This is a genomic window from Pseudoalteromonas sp. BMB (assembly GCF_001709235.1).
GTDB lineage: Bacteria > Pseudomonadota > Gammaproteobacteria > Enterobacterales > Alteromonadaceae > Pseudoalteromonas > Pseudoalteromonas maricaloris.
In genome coordinates this window covers 1-17973 of record NZ_MBQA01000159.1, presented here as the reverse complement: position 1 = coordinate 17973, position 17973 = coordinate 1, and the positions used below count along the sequence as shown (strand labels likewise).

The 17973-nt window shown below is 41.3% G+C and carries 23 protein-coding genes; 22 read left to right on the top strand and 1 reads right to left on the bottom strand.

The genetic code is table 11. The annotated features are described in order from the left end of the window. The first annotated feature begins 1 nt into the window (after position 1). From BB427_RS10345 to fliP, 22 genes are read left to right on the top strand one after another with little or no spacing between them, the layout of a single operon-like run. Positions 2-1054 carry an EscU/YscU/HrcU family type III secretion system export apparatus switch protein gene (locus BB427_RS10345; RefSeq protein WP_069020634.1) on the top strand — a complete coding sequence of 351 codons (1053 nt, stop codon included), beginning with the start codon at positions 2-4 and terminating at the stop codon, positions 1052-1054. Then, the gene (gene flhA, locus BB427_RS10340; RefSeq protein ID WP_069020633.1) at positions 1055-3130 is read left to right on the top strand and encodes a flagellar biosynthesis protein FlhA; all 2076 of its coding nucleotides are present in this window, start codon (positions 1055-1057) and stop codon (positions 3128-3130) included. Continuing rightward, positions 3131-3802: a flagellar basal body rod C-terminal domain-containing protein gene (locus BB427_RS10335; RefSeq protein ID WP_069020632.1), complete on the top strand. Its 672-nt coding sequence runs from the start codon at positions 3131-3133 to the stop codon at positions 3800-3802. A 1-nt stretch (position 3803) separates the two neighbouring features. Next, a complete protein-coding gene (gene flgG / locus BB427_RS10330) occupies positions 3804-4580 on the top strand; it encodes a flagellar basal-body rod protein FlgG (protein WP_069020631.1) in 777 nt (258 codons plus the stop codon). A gap of 4 nt (positions 4581-4584) precedes the next feature. Next, positions 4585-5526 carry a flagellar basal body P-ring formation chaperone FlgA gene (gene flgA / locus BB427_RS10325; RefSeq protein ID WP_175401271.1) on the top strand — a complete coding sequence of 314 codons (942 nt, stop codon included), beginning with the start codon at positions 4585-4587 and terminating at the stop codon, positions 5524-5526. Continuing rightward, the gene (locus BB427_RS10320) at positions 5513-6079 is read left to right on the top strand and encodes a flagellar basal body L-ring protein FlgH (protein ID WP_175401270.1); all 567 of its coding nucleotides are present in this window, start codon (positions 5513-5515) and stop codon (positions 6077-6079) included. The genes flgA and BB427_RS10320 overlap by 14 nt, the downstream gene beginning before the upstream one ends. A 2-nt stretch (positions 6080-6081) precedes the next feature. Then, on the top strand, positions 6082-7203 hold the full coding sequence (locus BB427_RS10315) for a flagellar basal body P-ring protein FlgI (RefSeq protein WP_069020629.1): 1122 nt from the start codon (positions 6082-6084) through the stop codon (positions 7201-7203). A gap of 9 nt (positions 7204-7212) precedes the next feature. Then, the gene (locus tag BB427_RS10310; RefSeq protein ID WP_069020628.1) at positions 7213-7584 is read left to right on the top strand and encodes a hypothetical protein; all 372 of its coding nucleotides are present in this window, start codon (positions 7213-7215) and stop codon (positions 7582-7584) included. Beyond that, positions 7584-7985 (top strand): flagellar basal body rod protein FlgC, encoded by a 402-nt coding sequence (locus BB427_RS10305; protein ID WP_069020627.1) that lies wholly within the window; start codon positions 7584-7586, stop codon positions 7983-7985. Before BB427_RS10310 ends, BB427_RS10305 begins: the two co-directional genes overlap by 1 nt. Before the next feature lie 3 nt (positions 7986-7988). After that, entirely contained in the window at positions 7989-8285 is a 297-nt protein-coding gene (fliE, locus tag BB427_RS10300) for a flagellar hook-basal body complex protein FliE (protein WP_069020626.1), read from the top strand. A 15-nt stretch (positions 8286-8300) separates the two neighbouring features. Continuing rightward, positions 8301-9674 (top strand): flagellar basal-body MS-ring/collar protein FliF, encoded by a 1374-nt coding sequence (fliF, locus tag BB427_RS10295; protein WP_069020625.1) that lies wholly within the window; start codon positions 8301-8303, stop codon positions 9672-9674. After that, on the top strand, positions 9664-10020 hold the full coding sequence (locus BB427_RS10290) for a hypothetical protein (RefSeq protein ID WP_069020624.1): 357 nt from the start codon (positions 9664-9666) through the stop codon (positions 10018-10020). Before fliF ends, BB427_RS10290 begins: the two co-directional genes overlap by 11 nt. Further along, on the top strand, positions 10020-10742 hold the full coding sequence (locus BB427_RS10285) for a FliH/SctL family protein (RefSeq protein WP_069020623.1): 723 nt from the start codon (positions 10020-10022) through the stop codon (positions 10740-10742). The genes BB427_RS10290 and BB427_RS10285 overlap by 1 nt, the downstream gene beginning before the upstream one ends. Further along, positions 10735-12057 (top strand): FliI/YscN family ATPase, encoded by a 1323-nt coding sequence (locus tag BB427_RS10280; protein ID WP_069020622.1) that lies wholly within the window; start codon positions 10735-10737, stop codon positions 12055-12057. Before BB427_RS10285 ends, BB427_RS10280 begins: the two co-directional genes overlap by 8 nt. Then, entirely contained in the window at positions 12050-12508 is a 459-nt protein-coding gene (locus BB427_RS10275) for a hypothetical protein (protein ID WP_069020621.1), read from the top strand. Before BB427_RS10280 ends, BB427_RS10275 begins: the two co-directional genes overlap by 8 nt. Then, the gene (locus BB427_RS10270; RefSeq protein WP_069020620.1) at positions 12501-13388 is read left to right on the top strand and encodes a hypothetical protein; all 888 of its coding nucleotides are present in this window, start codon (positions 12501-12503) and stop codon (positions 13386-13388) included. The genes BB427_RS10275 and BB427_RS10270 overlap by 8 nt, the downstream gene beginning before the upstream one ends. Continuing rightward, a complete protein-coding gene (locus BB427_RS10265; RefSeq protein ID WP_069020619.1) occupies positions 13389-13805 on the top strand; it encodes a flagellar hook assembly protein FlgD in 417 nt (138 codons plus the stop codon). Between the two features lie 12 nt (positions 13806-13817). Further along, positions 13818-14996: a flagellar basal-body rod protein FlgF gene (gene flgF, locus BB427_RS10260; RefSeq protein ID WP_069020618.1), complete on the top strand. Its 1179-nt coding sequence runs from the start codon at positions 13818-13820 to the stop codon at positions 14994-14996. After that, positions 14996-15736, top strand: coding sequence for a FliM/FliN family flagellar motor switch protein (locus BB427_RS10255; protein ID WP_069020617.1), 741 nt, complete (start codon positions 14996-14998; stop codon positions 15734-15736). Before flgF ends, BB427_RS10255 begins: the two co-directional genes overlap by 1 nt. Then, a complete protein-coding gene (locus BB427_RS10250; protein WP_069020616.1) occupies positions 15737-16054 on the top strand; it encodes a FliM/FliN family flagellar motor switch protein in 318 nt (105 codons plus the stop codon). It begins immediately after the preceding gene. Further along, positions 16047-16340 (top strand): hypothetical protein, encoded by a 294-nt coding sequence (locus BB427_RS24465; RefSeq protein ID WP_069020615.1) that lies wholly within the window; start codon positions 16047-16049, stop codon positions 16338-16340. Before BB427_RS10250 ends, BB427_RS24465 begins: the two co-directional genes overlap by 8 nt. A 1-nt stretch (position 16341) precedes the next feature. After that, on the top strand, positions 16342-17076 hold the full coding sequence (gene fliP / locus BB427_RS10240) for a flagellar type III secretion system pore protein FliP (RefSeq protein WP_175401269.1): 735 nt from the start codon (positions 16342-16344) through the stop codon (positions 17074-17076). Between the two features lie 48 nt (positions 17077-17124). Here the strand turns inward: fliP and BB427_RS10235 are convergent, their stop codons facing one another. Then, positions 17125-17703 (bottom strand): tetratricopeptide repeat protein, encoded by a 579-nt coding sequence (locus tag BB427_RS10235; protein WP_069020613.1) that lies wholly within the window; start codon positions 17701-17703, stop codon positions 17125-17127. Positions 17704-17973 lie beyond the last annotated feature (270 nt).

Here is a 17973-nt window from a genome sequence, read left to right as displayed (position 1 = left end):
CATGTCACAAGATCAAGACAAATCAGAAAAACCCACCCCGCAGAAATTAAAGGAAGCCAAGGGAAAAGGGCAAGTAAGTAAAAGCCAAGAGCTTAACTTAATGGTTACAGGCATTGTCTTTTTATCGGTATTTAGTGTGTTGTTTACGAGTATAGGTGACCAGTTTATCCACCTGCTCAAACGCATTTTCATTCTCTCATCAGATTTTTCATTTACATCGACATCGTTAGTAAGCTTGTTTCGATACATAGGTATTGAAATGATGTACATTTTTTTTCCTTTACTGGGCTTTGTAATGTTGTTTGGTGTAGCGTCGAATGTATTTCAAACGGGCTTTGTACTTAGCACGTTTCCCATTAAACCTGATTTCAAGAAGATCAATCCAGCTTCTGGGCTCAAAAAAATATTCTCTAAAAAAACGCTATTTGAATTGTTCAAAAGTGTTTTGAAATTGGTTGCTTTCACTGCGGTGATTTACTCTGTTTCTGAGCCGATGATTGAGAAAGCGCATGAACTCATGCTGGCTCCAGTGAACTTGGTATCTTCAATGTGGCAAGCAATGTTCATAAAAATTGGTATTTACTTCATTATGTTATCTATCCCTTTTGTTCTGCTAGACATTTTGTTCACGCGTTGGGAATTCATGAAAAATATGATGATGAGTCGCAAAGAAGTTAAAGACGATCACAAAAAACGTGAAGGTGACCCTGAAGTAAAACAAAAGCAAAAGCAAATTCAAAAAGAGTTGCTGCAAAAAAGTGCTGCACTTAGCCAAGTAAAAGATTCAGACATTGTCATTGTGAACCCAACGCACATTGCGATTGCCTTGAAGTATGACAAACACACCATGATAGCACCGGTTGTTATGGCAAGTGGTAAAGGAGAGCTTGCAATGAAGATACGCTTACAAGCTCGCAAGTACTCAGTGCCCATGATTCAAAACAAATCTCTCGCCAGAAAGCTATACAAAGAAACGCGGATCAATAAACCTGTACCCGCGCATTGTTTTGATGACTTAGCGCCTGTCTTTCGATGGTTATTAGGGATTAAATAGATGAAAAGAATCGCATCGATATTAGCTGCGAATAAGGACTTATTACTGGTCATTGCAGTCGTCGTCATATTGATGATGCTGTTTTTGCCTGTGCCTCCATTGTTGCTAGATATTTTATTGATCACCAATTTTAGTTTGGCACTGCTGATACTAATGTTGACGTTCTATACAGATAAACCTTTGAGTTTTTCCACTTTTCCATCGTTATTACTTATCGCTACTTTATTTCGTCTAGGACTAAATATTTCAGCTACTCGGTTAATTTTGAATGAAGGGGATGCTGGTGAGGTGATTTCAGCTATTGGTGGGTTTGTGGTCGGCGGGAATTATATCATCGGTCTGGTTGTGTTTTTTATTCTCATTGTTGTGCAATATGTAGTTGTGACCAATGGTGCACAACGTGTCGCTGAAGTTGCTGCACGATTCACTCTCGATTCAATGCCGGGTAAGCAGATGAGTATTGATGCGGACCTCAATATGGGTTTGATTGATGAGCATGCAGCAAAGCGTCGTCGTGAAAACATAGAAAAAGAAGCTAACTTTTATGGTGCGATGGATGGTGCGAGTAAGTTTGTTAAAGGTGATGCCATCGCAGGTATCATTATTATTCTGATCGACATTATAGGCGGTCTAACTATTGGTGTTGCGCAGCGTGGTTTGAGCTGGGAAGAAGCGTTGCAAACGTACACCTTGCTGACCGTTGGTGATGGTATTGTAACGCAGATCCCATCGCTGATCATTGCCACCGCGACGGGCATTATTATTACCCGAGCTGCTACTGATGCACACTTAAGTGATGAGTTAGGTCGACAAATTACTTCATCTCCAAAAACGCTCTTTATCGTCGCATTTTCTTTATCTGCTGCAACTATGTTACCCGGTCTGCCTGTCGTACCACTTTTGTCTATTGCGATTATTTTCTTTGCTCTGGGTTTTGTTGCTTTTAGACGCGCCAAACAAGTGAATGATGAAACAATTGATGATGAAAACAGCAAAGGTGAAGTTGCAGAAAAAGAGGTTGACAGTATCGAATCTATGTTGACGATACGCCCATTAGAACTTGGGGTTTCTTCAGAAATAGCTAATGCAATTCACGAACAAGGCGATGTGCTGTTTGACCGATTTGATACCTTTAGGAAGCAATTAACTCGAGATCTTGGGGTGATAGCACCAAAACTATTTTTGCTTGATGATCCAAGTTTGAAAGAAGGCGGTTACGAGTTACGAATTTTGGGATCGCGAGTGGGTCGTGGCACCTTGTTTTTTGATAAGTATTTGGCGATTGACCCGAAGGGTAAACTTAATGCGGTTGAGGGCATCAAAGCTAAAGAACCTACATATGGTTTACCTGCTTGCTGGATTGATGAATCACAGGGACAAATAGCCCGACAAGCTGGTTACACAGTGGTCGATCCAGAAACAACGCTGCTTACCCATTTAACAGAAGTTATTAAGTCTCATGCTTGGGAGCTACTCACTCGCTCAGAAGTAGAGAAGCTAATTAGTCGTTTAGAAGGCTCGCATGCAAGTTTACTCAACGAACTGGTACCTAACATACTGAGTTATTCCGAGATTCAAAACGTCTTACAGCAGCTTTTGAAAGAAAAGGTGTCCATCAGAAACTTAGAGATGATCCTCGAATGCTTGGTTGATAAAGGAAAAGTATCTAAAGAGACATTTTTCTTGTGTGAGCAAGTGCGTGAAAAACTGAAGGCACAAATTGTACAAAGTCTGCTAGATATTGACGATATGCTTCACGTAATCACATTTGAGCCACTGGTAGAACAGCAACTCATTTCTGGTGTTCAAACTGAGCATGGACAAAGCTCATTGGCAATTGATCCATCATTGACTGAAACAATCATCAAACAGTTGGCTGGTTATACAGAGTTAGCGATATCAAAGCGTTTATCACCTGTACTGGTTTGTCATTCACCAATCCGTTTAGCAACTCGTCGCTTACTAGAGCGTGTGATCCCACAGTTACATGTTATTGCTATTTCGGAAATCCCATCGTCAGTGTCAGTCTCCAATCTTGGTGTGGTCAAAAATAATAAAATTGTGGGGGCTGCATAGATGTCAGTGATTGATGCAATCGCACTTGGAATTGAGCGAGATCTTCAGCACCTTAAGGCAGTGAGCGAAAATGTTGCCAATGTGAACACGCCAGGATATCAAGCCGTTCAATCATTCGATGCAGTACTTAATGCAGATCAAGTGATAACTCAACAATTGGTTTCTAAAAAGTTTGGTGCAGTAAAAGACAGCGAGCGAAACCTTGATTGGGCGATCACCTCAACAGGATATTTTGTTATTGAAAAGGACCAACAGCTTTTTATTACGCGCTATGGGCGTTTTCATGTTTCAAAAGATGGCTTATTGACACATGTCTCTGGCGGCAAATTACTAGGTGAGTCGGGGCCGATAAATGTAGGCAATGCCTCCGTGTCTGTCTCTACTATGGGGGCGGTCTTGCTCAATGGTAAAGAGTCAGAACAGCTAAAGATCGTTGACGTTGCCCACATCGCAAAAGGTGTATCGGGTGGTCTTTACTCTTTCAGAGGTCAAGTGAGTGATGTTATGGATATTCAAGTTCGCAAAAACGCAATCAATACTTCAAATGTTGATTCGGGCGAACAGATGACCAACATGATTAACTTAAACAGACACATTCAAAGTTTACAAAAGGCAGCCTTGGCATATGACCAAATGATGAGTGCTGGCATTAATGAATTAGGAAAAAAGTAATATGATAGAAGCTTTATATATTGCAGAAACAGGGATGAACTCTCAGCAAGAGTTAATCGAAGTTATCTCAAATAACATCGCGAATGTTTCAACGCCCGGTTTTAAAAGTGCCGAAGTAAACTTCGTTGACTTGGTATATCAGACCAATATCGGTACTCAAGGCTTTGAGTTACCAGCTCATGCTTCTGCTCAAGGAATTGGCGTTTCAACATCTGAACAAGTTGTAAACTTTGAACGTGGCGATTTAAAGCAAACGGGTAACCCGTTTGATATAGCCATTAATGGTAATGGCTTTTTGGCAATTGAAACACAAAACGGTGAGCTTGCCTATACAAGAGCTGGGCGTTTGCGAGTTGATGACAATGGTTATTTGGTATCGACACAAGGCCAACGGCTTAGTGCTAATATTCAGCTTCCACCCGATGTAACCGGCGTGACATTTACCTCAAGCGGTTCAGTGTTAGTACGTGTTGATAGCGCGTCGCAGTTGGTAGAAATTGGTCAACTTGAACTGGTTAATTTCAATAATCCACAAGGCTTAAACCGTATTGGTAATAACCTTTATCAAGCAACTGAACAAGCTGGCCAACCGACATTTGGTAAACCAGGTGAAAGTGGCTTAGGTCAGATAGTGCAGGGCTTTACTGAACTTTCCAATGTTTCAATGAATGAAGAAATGGTTAACCTTATGCTTGCACAACGAGGCTATCAATTGAATGCCCGGATCATTCAGGTATCTGACCAAGTACTTGAAACAATAAATAACCTTAGGCGTTAAGTCATTGAAACGGTTTCCTTGTTTTGCATTTTGTATCATTTGCGCATTTAAGGTGCTTGCAATGGGTGCGGATGACCATTTAGTGATAGAAATAAATCAGGCTAAATATTTAGGACAAGGTCCGGTGACTGTGGCGGATATTGCGGACGTATCCGGTCAAAACAGTGAGATGGTCGAACAAGCAAAATCTTTGCCGTTGAAGTGGCCAGATAATACGAACTGGTTATTCAAAAAAGATATTAACACTCAGATAAAAAGCCAGTTCAAACTGAGTCATAGTTGGCATGCAACTGGGCTAAATCAGGTGTTTCTAAAGCGTTGTTGGCATATTTCAGCTGATAAGATCGAGCAGGTAGCGATTGATGGTTTGAATAATAAGTTAGATGAAAGCTATCAACGTGTTTTGTCTGCAAGTTTTGAAGATGACGTACAAAACTTATGCCGAACGAATCAAGTGAATTCGTTATCGCTCAAAAGGCTAAGTATCGGCACTTTGTTTAGTAAAAGTAGAGTGACGTTCGTTTCTGATGGCGCTGAAGAATTTACCGTGATCATGAAACTCGCATTGCAACAAAAAGTGCCAGTGCTTACCAACGAGCACGCACAAAATATTGAAATTCTGGCGTCGAATGTCGATTGGCAATGGCTTACAGTTGACCATTTAAAACCAAATGCTCCGCCATTTGAAATTGACAAATTAGTTGCCAAGAAGCATTTAAAGACAGGTCAGGTATTAGATAAACATAACACCAAAAGAATACCTCTGGTCGAACAAGGTGAACTGATCAGTTTCAGTATGAGAACTGGTGCTTTGTTTATTAAAGGTAAAGCAAAAGCTCTTGGGGAAGGGCAATTGGGAGATGAAATTAACATCATGCTTGATTCAAGTAACAAGGCAATCAAAGCCAAAATCGTACAAAAAGGAGTTGTCGTTGTTTCACAATAAAATCTTAGGAATAGCTTGGATAGCATGTGCTCTTTCCTGCATCAATGTTCACGCTACATCTTTGTTTAACGAGCAAACATTTAGCTCTTTAACCGCAGATAAAAGGGCGATGGCGATTGGCGACACGGTCACAGTCATTGTGATTGAAAATGCTCAAGCAAAAAGTCGCTCAGGGTCATCTAACGCAAATGATCTATCGATTTCTGCTTCTGGTAGCTCTCCACAAGGTAGTTGGCCCTACAGCATGGGGTTGGGCGCAGAGTTTAGTGGTGATGCTGTAACCAGCAGAAATGGGTTTATCAAGGCGCAGATCACGGCAATCGTTAATGATATTGATGAGTTTGGCAACTTGGTTATTCGAGGTACACAGAACATTACTATTGATGGCGAGTTACAAAGTATCGAACTTTTAGGGCGTGTCAGAGCAACCGACATTATGGCTAACAACACTTTGTTATCTTCTCGCATTATGGATGCAAGAATCAATTTCACTGGAGAAGAAAAAGAATCTGAAGGCGTGTTATCACAACTGTTCACATGGTTAGGGTTTTAATAATGAAGTTACTTGGTTTGCTATGCGCATTTACTTGTGCCTCGATGTTAACTTTTTCTACACAGGCGAGTACTCAAGGCGCTGTGAGAATTAAAGACCTTGCTCGTATTGATGGTGTTCGAGAAAACGCCTTGGTCGGTTATGGAATTGTTGTGGGGTTGGCAGGTTCTGGTGATTCGTCGAGAAGTCTAGCTACGCTTCAATCTGTGAAGAACACGTTAGAAAGCTTCGGCTTAATAATTTCAACAGACGACATAAAAAGTAAAAATGCAGCTGCCGTTATCGTGACCGCTGATTTACCAGCTTTTGCTCAGCCAGGTGATAAGTTAGATGTTCATGTTTCTTCCATTGGTGATGCGCGAAGCTTGACTGGTGGTACTTTATACATGACCCCACTGAAAGGTGCAGATACTCGAGTATATGCACTTGCACAGGGCAATTTAGCGGTTGGTGGCTTTAAGTTCAGTGCCAATCAAAGTGTGTTGCAACGTAATCACCCTACTGTTGGTTTCATTCCTCAAGGTGGTACCGTCGAGCGAGAAATCAAAAACCAGTTTGTTAAAGAAGATGGCTCTTTGAGCTTAATTCTAAAACACCCCGATTTTGTGACGGCTGATCGCATTGTTAAGTCACTTAAACAATCAACGGGATTTGACGTGAAAGCGGTACATGCGGGCAAAGTTATAGTGACACCCAATGAAGGTGATTCTGTTATTTCAGCTATTGCGGAGATACAACAAGCCTGGGTTGTGCCTGAAGTTGCTTCAAAAGTCGTGATCAATGAGCGTACAGGCACACTGGTGTCAGGATCAGATATTCATATCGGCAGTGTGGTCATTTCCCATGGTGCAATTCAACTAACTGTAGATACAGACTTTTATGCATCGCAACCAATTGGCGTATTCATTGATTCAAGCGATGGCATCAGAACGGTTGTTACCCCAACAAGTAAATTAAATACAACGCAGGAAACAGAGGCGCTCTATCAAAGTAAAGAAGGCACTAATATTGCCGAACTTGTGAGTGCGTTGAAAAAGCTTCAACTCTCTACAAGAGACATTATTTCAATTTTGCAAGCGCTCAAAAAAAGTGGCGCATTACACGCTGAACTTGTTGTGCAATAGGAGGTACAGATGTCTGATTTACTCTCAATCGAAGCATTACGCTTGTCGCTAAATATGGCTGCAACCCAACAAAGATTGTCGTTGGAAAATGTGGCTAATCACAGTACTTCGACTCAAGGTTCTCAACGAGCAGATTTTGCTTCTTTATTGCAAGGCCTTGAAGGCATTTCGAGCGATCAAAAGCAACAAGTAATGTCTCAATTATCGTCTAACTGGCATACGGTAGAGGGCCACTACATTCATCAAAGCGATAAAAAGGCTTCGTTGGATGAAGAAGTTGCTTTGTCGATGAAGGCATCAGGTCAGTATCAAAAGCTTGTAGAAGTGCTGAACAGAAAAATAGGACTTATGAATTTAGCTGTATCGGGAGGTAAGCGATAATGGCACATGATATTTACGCAATTAGCATGTCTGGTATGGCGGTAGAGCGCGCGAAGTTGCAAGCTGCGTCATTAAACATTGCAAATGCCAATTCAATTTCATCCTCGGCTGAAGGTGTTTATAAAGTTAAATCACTTTCAAATGAAGTGGCAAGTCTATCTTTTGAACAAAGAGTACAGATGCAAGCTGAGCAAATGCTTACGCAAAGTCCCCAAGTTCGCGCAATGTACAAGCCTGAACATGCACTTGCCAATGATCAAGGTTACGTATTCACCCCAGAAATTAATTTAGCGACAGAAATGTTAAACCTGAACACTGCGACGCGCGCATATGAAGCGAATGTCAAGGCGTTTAACGCTTACAAAAGCATGAGCTCAAAAGCATTAGAGATAGGCAAATAACATATGGAAATTACAGCAATAGAAGCTGCAGAATTTTTAAAAACAACTGATCTGCATAGCGTTTCTCAATCACAGCCTACCAGTGGTTTTATGGATGTGGTCATGAGCCAAGTAGGTGAGTTAAACGCAAGTTTAGTGGAAGCTGAACAAATGGCTCAAAGAGCGGCTGCGGGCGAAAGTATTCCGTCCCATGAAATCATGATTGCGATGGAAAAAGCGCGTTTAGAGCTGAACATGGCCGTACAAGTTAGAAATAAGCTTCTTGATGTTTATCAAGAAATTACAAAAATGCAGATTTAAGCGAGTAGTTAAAAAATGGGTAATTTATTTTCGGCCTTAACGCCGGTGCAGAAACGTTCCTTGGCTGCATTAACATTCGCGATTGTCATTTTAACAGTGGGTGCTGTTGTATGGGTGGTAAAGGCAGGTTACCAACCGATATCTTTAAACAGCGTTCAGCAGTCGGCGTCGCTGATAGAAAAGTTTGAGCAGAACAATCTCGATTATAAATATACGGCCGATGGACAAATATTAGTGAATCAAGACCAACTAGGGAAAAGCCAGTTATTACTCGAGCAGACGCGTGGTGCAAGCTTTTCTTCTCATGGATTAGAGTTATTCGACAAAACCGATTATGGCATGACTGAACATGCGCAAAAGGTGACATTTCAGCGCGCAATGCAAGGTGAGCTAGAGCGCACCCTATCGTCGCTATCTTACATTAAGTACGCGCGAGTACACTTGACGATGGCCGACAAAAAGTTGTTTTCATCAGACAGTACCCCTGCAAAAGCTTCTGTGACTCTGTTCACTGAGCAAGACCATGAAATATCGGACAAAAATATTTCCGGTGTACAATCCCTTATCGCTGCAGCAATAGAAGGATTAGAAGCTGAACATGTGACGGTTTTCTCTCAAAACGGTAAACAACTTTCCCGTACAACGGATTCAAGTGATGAACAGGAATTACTGGTGGGTAGTGCAACAAAAGAAGCTGAGTTAACTAAAAAAGTAGAGAAGCTATTGGGCTTGTATATGGAGCCTTCACAATATGCTGTGAGCGTTACAGTACGGCTTAATTTACAAAAAGTCAGTTCAGTTGAAAAATCAGTACTTGTAGGCCCAAATGGTGAAGGTGTTGTTGTTCGCAAGAAAACTTCAAGCCGAGATGTGCCTAATGTAGATGGTTCTGGTGAAGATACGAAAGAGCAATTTAGTGAAGAATTAGAGTACTCGGTAGGTAGTAAAACGCAGCAAAGCACTCAACTTGCTGGAGATGTAGAGCGCGTAAGCATTGCGATAGCTTTGGTTGCTGAACTGAATGAGCAACAAATTTCTAAACTAAAAACACTGGTTACTTCTGCCGTAGGCTTAGATGCGGTTCGTGGCGATAGTATTGCCATTGAGTATTTTGAGCCGCTATTTGCAGATACTGAAGTACAAAGCACAGTCAATGCAGTGGTGGCTGATAACCTACCTCAACAGACAACGATAAAACCATTAAAAACAAGCGGTAACATGTTAATTTCATCCATACCAGCATGGGCTTGGTGGTTAGCGCCTGCTTTACTCATTATTTTAACGGTAGTCTTGGTTCGCCGTCAGCGTTTACCACACAAAGAGCGCGAAGCCGTGTTGTTAGAGGTATCTGATTGGTTAAATAAAAAGGAGCCTAGTAATGCACGCTAAGCATTCACCCATTAAGATGGTTGCGCTTAAGCTTTGCACATTAAGTTGGCTTGACCGCATTTGGCTACTTAAGCAGCTGCAACCGAGTGTTCGATTGCAAGTTAAAGTTGCTTACAAAGAGATCAAAAGTTTACAGCTTGAAAACCCACAAGAACTATTGGAACAGTTCACTAAACCCGCCAACGAGGGGCTATCTCAGGACACAAAATTACCGGAAGAAGTTGCATCGTATCTAAAGCGCGTGGACCAAGAACCGAATTTAGTAACACCACAGGTGAAAGCTTTTTTGGTTAACGATCTTGTGTCGAAGAATCAAAATATTGCGCACTTTAAAGAGGCTCAGTGATGATTAATAGCGTTAAGACTTATCACGGACCAAAAGTGCGGTCTACGGTATCATCTAATACATCGATAGAGCATGTAACTAAAACTCAGGGGGTTGTGCAGCCACAACCAGATCTGAAAGCGTTGCTACAGAGCCTAGAGCCTAAGCAACGCGAACGGTTGATCGCCGAGGTGTTTGAGAGTGATCTGACTACTATCGTTAAAACTGAGTCTGAACGCGGATACCAAAAAGGCTTAAAGGATGCACAAGATCAGTTAGATAAAATAACCAAAGAGCAAAACGAACAATTTGGCGAACAAACTGAGCAGTTCAGTAAGCTTATTTCAAAAATTGAACAGCTTACACCCAATGTGTCATTACACAACGAAGACGATGTTTATGAAGTCATTGTGCTTGCTGTATTTAAATTATTAGGTGAGCGCTTAGAGCAAGGTGATTACTTAAAACACGCTGTTGAGCGTGCGATTGAGGAATGCATCGTGTCTAAGGAAGTATCGCTGTGTTTGAGTACTCAAGACTACCAGTTGGTTATGAGTTGCCTTAAAACTGAGTATTCAGAAGATGACCTAGCCAAAGTGAAAATCAAAGAAGATAAGCGAATGTCGATTGGTGACACGCGTTTAGAACTGGCTAACGGCAGCATTGAACAGAACTTTACTGAAAAGCTAAATGCATGGTGTGAGAACTTAGCCAAATTCAGACGGGAGTCGAACCTTGGTTAATTTGCAGCTATTCAAGCAGTCACTAGATAACATCGAGTCGCAAGTCAGTAAAGGCTATGTGATAACGACAATTGGTGTTGTGGTTGAAGCTAGCTGCCCGGGTGTTTGTATCGGTGAGCTTTGCAAGATACAACCACAATCTGGTTTGCCAGAAATTTTATGTCAAGTAGTGGGTTTTAAAGAGCAACGCGTTTTATTGTTGCCATTTGAAAGCTTGCGCGGTGTCACTTATGGCAGCAAGGTCGTCTCATTGGGCCACAATGTAACCGTGCCGGTGGGTAATGATTACTTGGGTCGAGTGGTGAATGCATTTGGTAAACCCATTGATGATAAGGGGCCTATTGCCAGTTTTGCCGATGTTGAAATTCATACTCAGCCAATAAACCCTTTACAGCGAGCGCCGATTGAAGAGGTGTTCGATACGGGGATCACGGCCATTGATACCTTTTTAACACTCGGTCATGGACAACGTGTTGGTTTGTTTGCCGGCAGTGGTGTTGGTAAAAGTAGTTTGTTGAGTGATATTTGCAAAAATCGGCTGGCAGACGACAAAGTAAACATCGTTGTGCTTGTTGGTGAGCGTGGCCGTGAAGTGGAAGAGTTTGTTACTCGAACACTGGGTCAAAACGGCATGAAGAACTCTATCGTGATCGCTGCTACTGCTGAAGAATCCCCGCTAATACGTGTACAAAGCGTGCACTATGCATTAGCGATGGCTGAGTTTTTCTCTCATCAGGGTAAAGATGTGCTATTGACGGTTGACTCAATGACACGATTTGCGATGGCATTGCGTGAAATTGGCTTAGCTATTGGTGAACCACCTACGCTCAAAGGTTATACCACATCAGTATTTTCGGCGGTGCCAAAAATTGTTGAGCGGTGTGGACGGTTTAAAGACCGAGGTGCAATTACCGCTATATTTACCGTTTTGGTAGAAAATGACGACTTTAACGACCCTGTTGTAGACACGTTACGAGCCATATTAGACGGGCACATTGTGCTGACAAGGCAGCTGGCTGAGCGCTATCACTTCCCGGCAATTGATATTTTGAAATCTGTGAGTCGATTGTTCCCCGATTTATCGACTGAGGCGCAAAGAAATTCACTGACTAAAGTGCGCAAGGCATGGCTTAGTTATGAAGATAACAAAGAGTTGTTGGAGCTTGGCATGCTTGAAGGTGAAAGCTCAAACACCAGGTTGATCAAAAACAATTACCAAACCATTTGTGACTTTTTGCAGCAAGCTAAAGGTGCGTCAATAAGTCGTGAAAAAATGCTTGAACAATTAAATGCGATGGAGCTGAAGGATGAGTGATAAACATATGAAATTATCACGTTTCTGTGCTCAGTACGCGAAAGTCTATGAACATCGTGTCAATGCAAAGATGCGCGAGCTTGAGCAGTTAACAGCGTATATTAATGACGTAAACAAACAGCTAACGGCAACCCAAAATAAGCTCACCAGCATCAATGATTACACCCTTGCATCTATCGCAAATATGATGCCTGAAGTGCACAGAGTCACCTTGAATCAAGTCTCTATACTGTCAAAAAAAGTATTGGATCTTGAGTCAGTTTTAAGTGAATTAAAACAACAGCGAAGTGTTCAAGAGAAAGCACTTTGCGAGTTGAAGTTAAAGCAAAAAGTGATTGGTAACAAATCAACCAAGCACAAAAGTGAAGAAATACACCGTGTTAATGCGTTGCTGGATACACAGTTAGAGCAACTACGCGTGATCAATAAAGGAGCACATCAGCATGCTTGATATGGCCAGTATGTTGTTATCTCTAAATGGACAGTCTAGCTCTAACCCTAAAGTGGGCAAAAATAATCAATTGAGTGGTTTAGATTCACCGTTCGCAGTGCTGTTATCAGGCTCGCTAAACTTAAACTTACAGGCCGATACACAGCAAGGTGCAGACAAAGCGCTTGATGGGCAGTTTGTACCACAAGATACCCTTGAAAACCATTTACAAAACAGCCAAACATTGTTGTTTACTAACAACATGAGCGAACAAGATCATAGTCTGCACTTTCAACTGAGTAACCCGTTAGAGCGTGCAGGTGCGATTGCTAGCACACAAACAGCTCAGTTTACTGGAGGAGTGGAATTTAACAGTGGGACAGCTACATCGATTACCCAATTAAAAGTCACTATTAAATGGGGCATGTTGGCGACGGGGCATTTAGCACAACAACTTGTAAGTACTGTTAACTATGGCACCAATGAGGGGCCTACTCATGAGAAAAGTGCGCTCAATAAAAGCGCTGTAGAGCTAACCAATGTGTACATAGGCCGCTCAGTAGTAACGGCTCAATTTAACTTGGCAAATAAGTTACCGAACAATTTAGCTGTGAACAGTGCGCCGTCAATGCGCTCACACTCAGTGAGTGCAGAAAAAGCTTTACTTGAAACGACTAAACCCTATTTTGACTCACGTTATCAACCTTATTCTACGCAAGCATTGTTTGTGTTCTCAAGTGCTGATAAATCGGTGAAAGTTTCTGCTCGAGATTACTTTGGGGGCCAAGAACAAGCAGATGAGCTTGGCTCGTGGCTTGATGAATTTGTTGACGAAAGCGTTGTGAAAAATATCAAAGAATATAGCTTTAACGGCAAAGTTGTTTGGAAAAGAGAGTTATAAATGGCAATTGAAAGCATTGGACAAATTACGGGCACCTCAGCCACAACAAATGAAAATAGTAATGTGTCGCAAGACGAATTTATTAAGCTTTTTTTGGCTCAATTGAATTCTCAAGATCCACTTGAACCATTGAATAACAGAGAGTTCTTAGCGCAGCTGGCACAATTTTCTGCCCTTGAGCAAACTCGTCAGTCGAACGACAAATTACAAAGCCTGCTCTCGATGAACTCATCGAATCAGGCACTAAATTTACTTGGAAAGACTGTGCAAGTTAACTTGCAGTCAGGCTCTGAGTTTAATGGCACCATTGAAGCAGTTCACTATGACGCAAATGGACCTACATTAACAATAAAAAGCACCGAAGGTAGCTTTATAGACAAGGTATCACTCAGTCAAGTGACCGTGGTGCAACAATAACAGGAGTTTAATATGTTTCAGGCCTTTTTTAATGGGCTTTCGGGAATGCTGTCATTCTCAAAAAACCTAGATACAGTAAGTAACAATATCTCAAATATGAACACGCCGGGTTTTCGAGCTGCTGATACATTTTACGACAGTCTAAGTGGTAGTAATGGTGATGGTGGCATTGGTACGCAAATCTCTGGGTTAGGTTATCGGTTTACCAGTGGTGACATCAAACAAACAGGTAACGCCACTGACGTTGCGCTCAATGGGCAAGGCTTTTTTACCGTGATACAAGATGGAAATCAGTATTTTACCCGTGCCGGCCAGTTTAGCTTCAACAGTGAAGGGGTTCTTATTGATAAGAACTCAGGTGGTTCGGTAGCCAGTATCGGTGATACTGGCGCTTTATCTGAGTTCAATATAAGTGACCGGAAGGTGCTTGCACCGACTGCAACAAAAACGGTGGATTTAAGTGGCAATTTATCGACTGGGGCGTCTAGCCATGAGATCTCTGGTGTAAAGGTATTTAACCGATTAGGTGAGGAAGTAGAACTCACATTAAAATTCACCAAAAGCACCACGGTAACAGGTGAGTGGACAGTTGATGTGAGTAAGTCGTCAGACACCAGCACTACCATCTCAACATCAAAAATTAAATTCGGTGCCGATGGTACGCCTGAAGCTGCGCAGGCTAGCTTTAGCGTAAGTATTGGTGACTCAATGAATGGCGACGCTGCAGTCTCGTTCTCTTTAGGTAGTCCAACTAACTTTTCACAGTCCACATCTATGGATACCGGTGAAACATCAACATTAAAAGCCACGATCAAGGATGGCTCTGCAGTTGCATCGTTAACGAGCGTCGAGTTTTTATCAGATGGCACATTGTCATTGAAATATAGCAATGGTGAGACGAAAGAAGGCCCAGCGTTAGCTATTGCCAATGTGAAAGACCTCGCTTCTTTGACGCAAGTTAAAGGTAATTTATTTGAGGCACAGTCAAACTCGGGCGTGACATTCGAAAAGGCAGGTAACTCAGGGATGGGCGCCATTGCAGGTAAGAGCATTGAACTGTCGAACGTCGACCTATCTAGAGAGTTTGCTGACATGCTGGTGATCCAACGCGGATATCAAGCAAGCTCAAGATTACTGAATGTATCAAACCAGTTGCTTGAGCAATTATATGAGAACACTAGAGGTCGTTAATGTCGATTAAGTACTCAGGTGTATTCGATAGTTCGTTGCAGGCGTTCATTAGTGAACGCCTTAGCAAGGCGACAAAACAGTGGCTACAAACTTGGTTTATCGCGGCGAATGATGTTGCCGTGAACATCCAGTTCAACGAACAACTGTTTTCATCGTTGAATATACAAGCACAAACTAATTTTAAAGCGAATAAAACCGGTATTACTTTATGCGTTCAACCTGAACCTATGGTTGAAGCGATGCTGTGCGACGCACTGAATATTGATAAAGCAACTTTGCCAATATTACTGAAGTCGCTAGAGAAAAAGCCCTTAGCTCATCTCAACGAAGATTTACACTTCAAGTTACAATGCGCATTAGATGTGCCTGACAACGTTGAGATTAAAAGCGCCCAAGTAGCTGCTGTAATCGCAGTGAAAGCATCGAGTTGGACGCTAGATATCGCGTTAGATTGGCAGGTGCTTACACATTTACTGCCAAAAGCTGAGCAACAAGAGAGTATGCCTGTGTTTTCATTAAAGCATGCTGCAAAGCATCACACCGTGCCAGTGCGAGTCGCTATGAAGAGCCAGCCACTGAGTTTTGTTGACGTTATGAGTCTTAAAAAGGGTGATGTCATCATGCTCAAGCAAGCTGTTGAGGCGCCAATCCCTGTTGAAATTAATCATGTTAGCGAAGTCGTTCAGGGCTTTTTAGTTGAACGTGATAGTAGTAAAGCAATTATTTTTTCGGAGTCATAAATGGAAAATGTTCAACCTGTTGAATTTACAGAAATAACGGAGCAAAGCAAGAGCGGAGAAAGACTTCTGCCAAGCATCGACAAAAAGCTATTAAAAGGCGTTCAAGTAGAACTTGAATGTATTGTTGGTGAAACGCACATTGCTTTGGATAAGCTGTATTCTTTGGAAGTTGGAGAAGTGCTTAAACTACAACAAACGACGCAGGACACGATCAAACTGTGTTTGAACGGCAATATTGTTGCGATGGGGCGCTTAGTTGCAGCTGACGGAAAATTTGGCGTTGAAATCACCGACGTGCCGGTTAGTGCTGATGAATGAGCTGCAATTCAAGCAAACTGAAGTGGTTGGCGATTATCAGCTAATCATTTTAGTAGCTGTATCGTTAATTCTTGTGGGTATTTATCTCTATCTTAAGATGTATAAAAAGCCAACGTTGAACTCATCAAAGGGAATTAAGGTCATTGGCCAAACTCGAGTTGGACAGCATAGTGTTGTGTATGAAATGCAATCTAAAGACAGAACATATGTTGTGTATGAATCAAAGTCAGGTGTTGTTGAGTTATTCGGTCAAGACACAAAAAGTGGAGAACTTGATAGTGAGTAGGATGATTAAGCTGTTTATCCTATTGTCTGTGTTTGTTTCATCATGTGTGGTCGCTCAAACGGAGCAAACAAGCTTGCTAGTAGCAGTTAAAAGCTCAGGCCTACTGGATAATTTATCACCTGAATTGAAAACAGTATTTACGCTAACCATGCTGTCTTTCATTCCCGTGATATTAATTGCAATGACTGCTTTTACGCGTATTGTGATTGTGTTGTCTATGCTGCGTCATGCGCTTGGTTTACAGCAAACGCCACCGAATATTGTGATCATCACGCTCAGTTTATTCCTTACTTTTTACACCATGCTGCCGGTATGGGAGAAGGTAGAAAGCGATGCGATTAGGCCGTATATCAGTGAAACGATCAGCTTGGAAAAAGCGTTAGAATCGGGTGGTCAGCATATGAAAGCATTTATGTTGAGTCAAACTAGAGAGAAAGACTTTGCGGTGATACTTGAAATGGCAAAACAACAACCGCCAGCGAGTGCTTCCGACGTATCTTTTAGCTACTTAGTGCCTGCATTTTTGCTCAGTGAACTGACAACAGCATTTAAAATAGCATTTATTATTTTTATTCCTTTTTTATTGATAGATCTTGTTGTTGCGAGCGTACTCATGTCGTTGGGTATGATCATGCTGCCACCGATCTCTATCGCATTGCCAATTAAAGTCATGCTATTTGTTTTAATAGATGGTTGGTCATTGATATCGCAATCATTGGTGAGTAGTTTTTCTTAGAATAGTCAACCAAGCACCGTGCGTTAATCTGTGTTTGGTTGATTCTATTTAATTAAATTTGTTGTTGTAAATATCTAATAGAATTGAATTTTTGGATGAACTTAAATCACTTTCAATATTTTCCACCTCGGGTTGGCTGGATGTGTCATGTAACTCTTCGCTAAGCATATATAAAAGTTGATTCATATTTTCATTTAATGCTAAATTCTCGTCGTTTAACAAAATCCCTTCCGTTAAAAGCTCCTTTGCTTGCTCAGTATTGTCTTGAAATATATTGACCAGTGCTTTAGCAAAAGTGGCAAGATAGTTGTCTTCACCTAGCATAAGTAATTGTTCAATATGACTGTTGAGTGTATCAAAGTCTTCGTTTAATAAGGCTAAGAAACAAAGCTGAAATCTCGCTATGTGAAATTGAGGGTTAATATTTAAGCTTCTCAAAAATGCATTTTTTGCGCGCATATAATCATTCTGTTCAGCATGATATGAAGCGTCTAGGAAGTGTACTTCGAAACTATTTTGATTACTGCTTAGTAGTGCAGAAATACTTTCATATTGTTTATGAGCAATTACGTCTGAAAAGTTGCTAATTAAAGCTTCAATGCTTAAAGGCGATATCGTATCTTTCATGATTAAGCTATATCCAATAAATGTGTACCTATGATAATTCAATTTCTGTGATAAAACCACAGAGGTTAAGATGGTTATCTATCAATTATCTTAGAAGCTCTTTAGCCATCGTTCTTTACTTACGGTTAGCTGTACTTTTTGAGTGAAAAACTGACTTTTTAGGGGGGGGGATAAAAAAATTTAGTTTTTTACTAAACATTTTTTTTAATAGCAGGAAGAGGATTACTAGAGAATACAATCAACATAGAAATCGGAATAAAAATGGGCGCT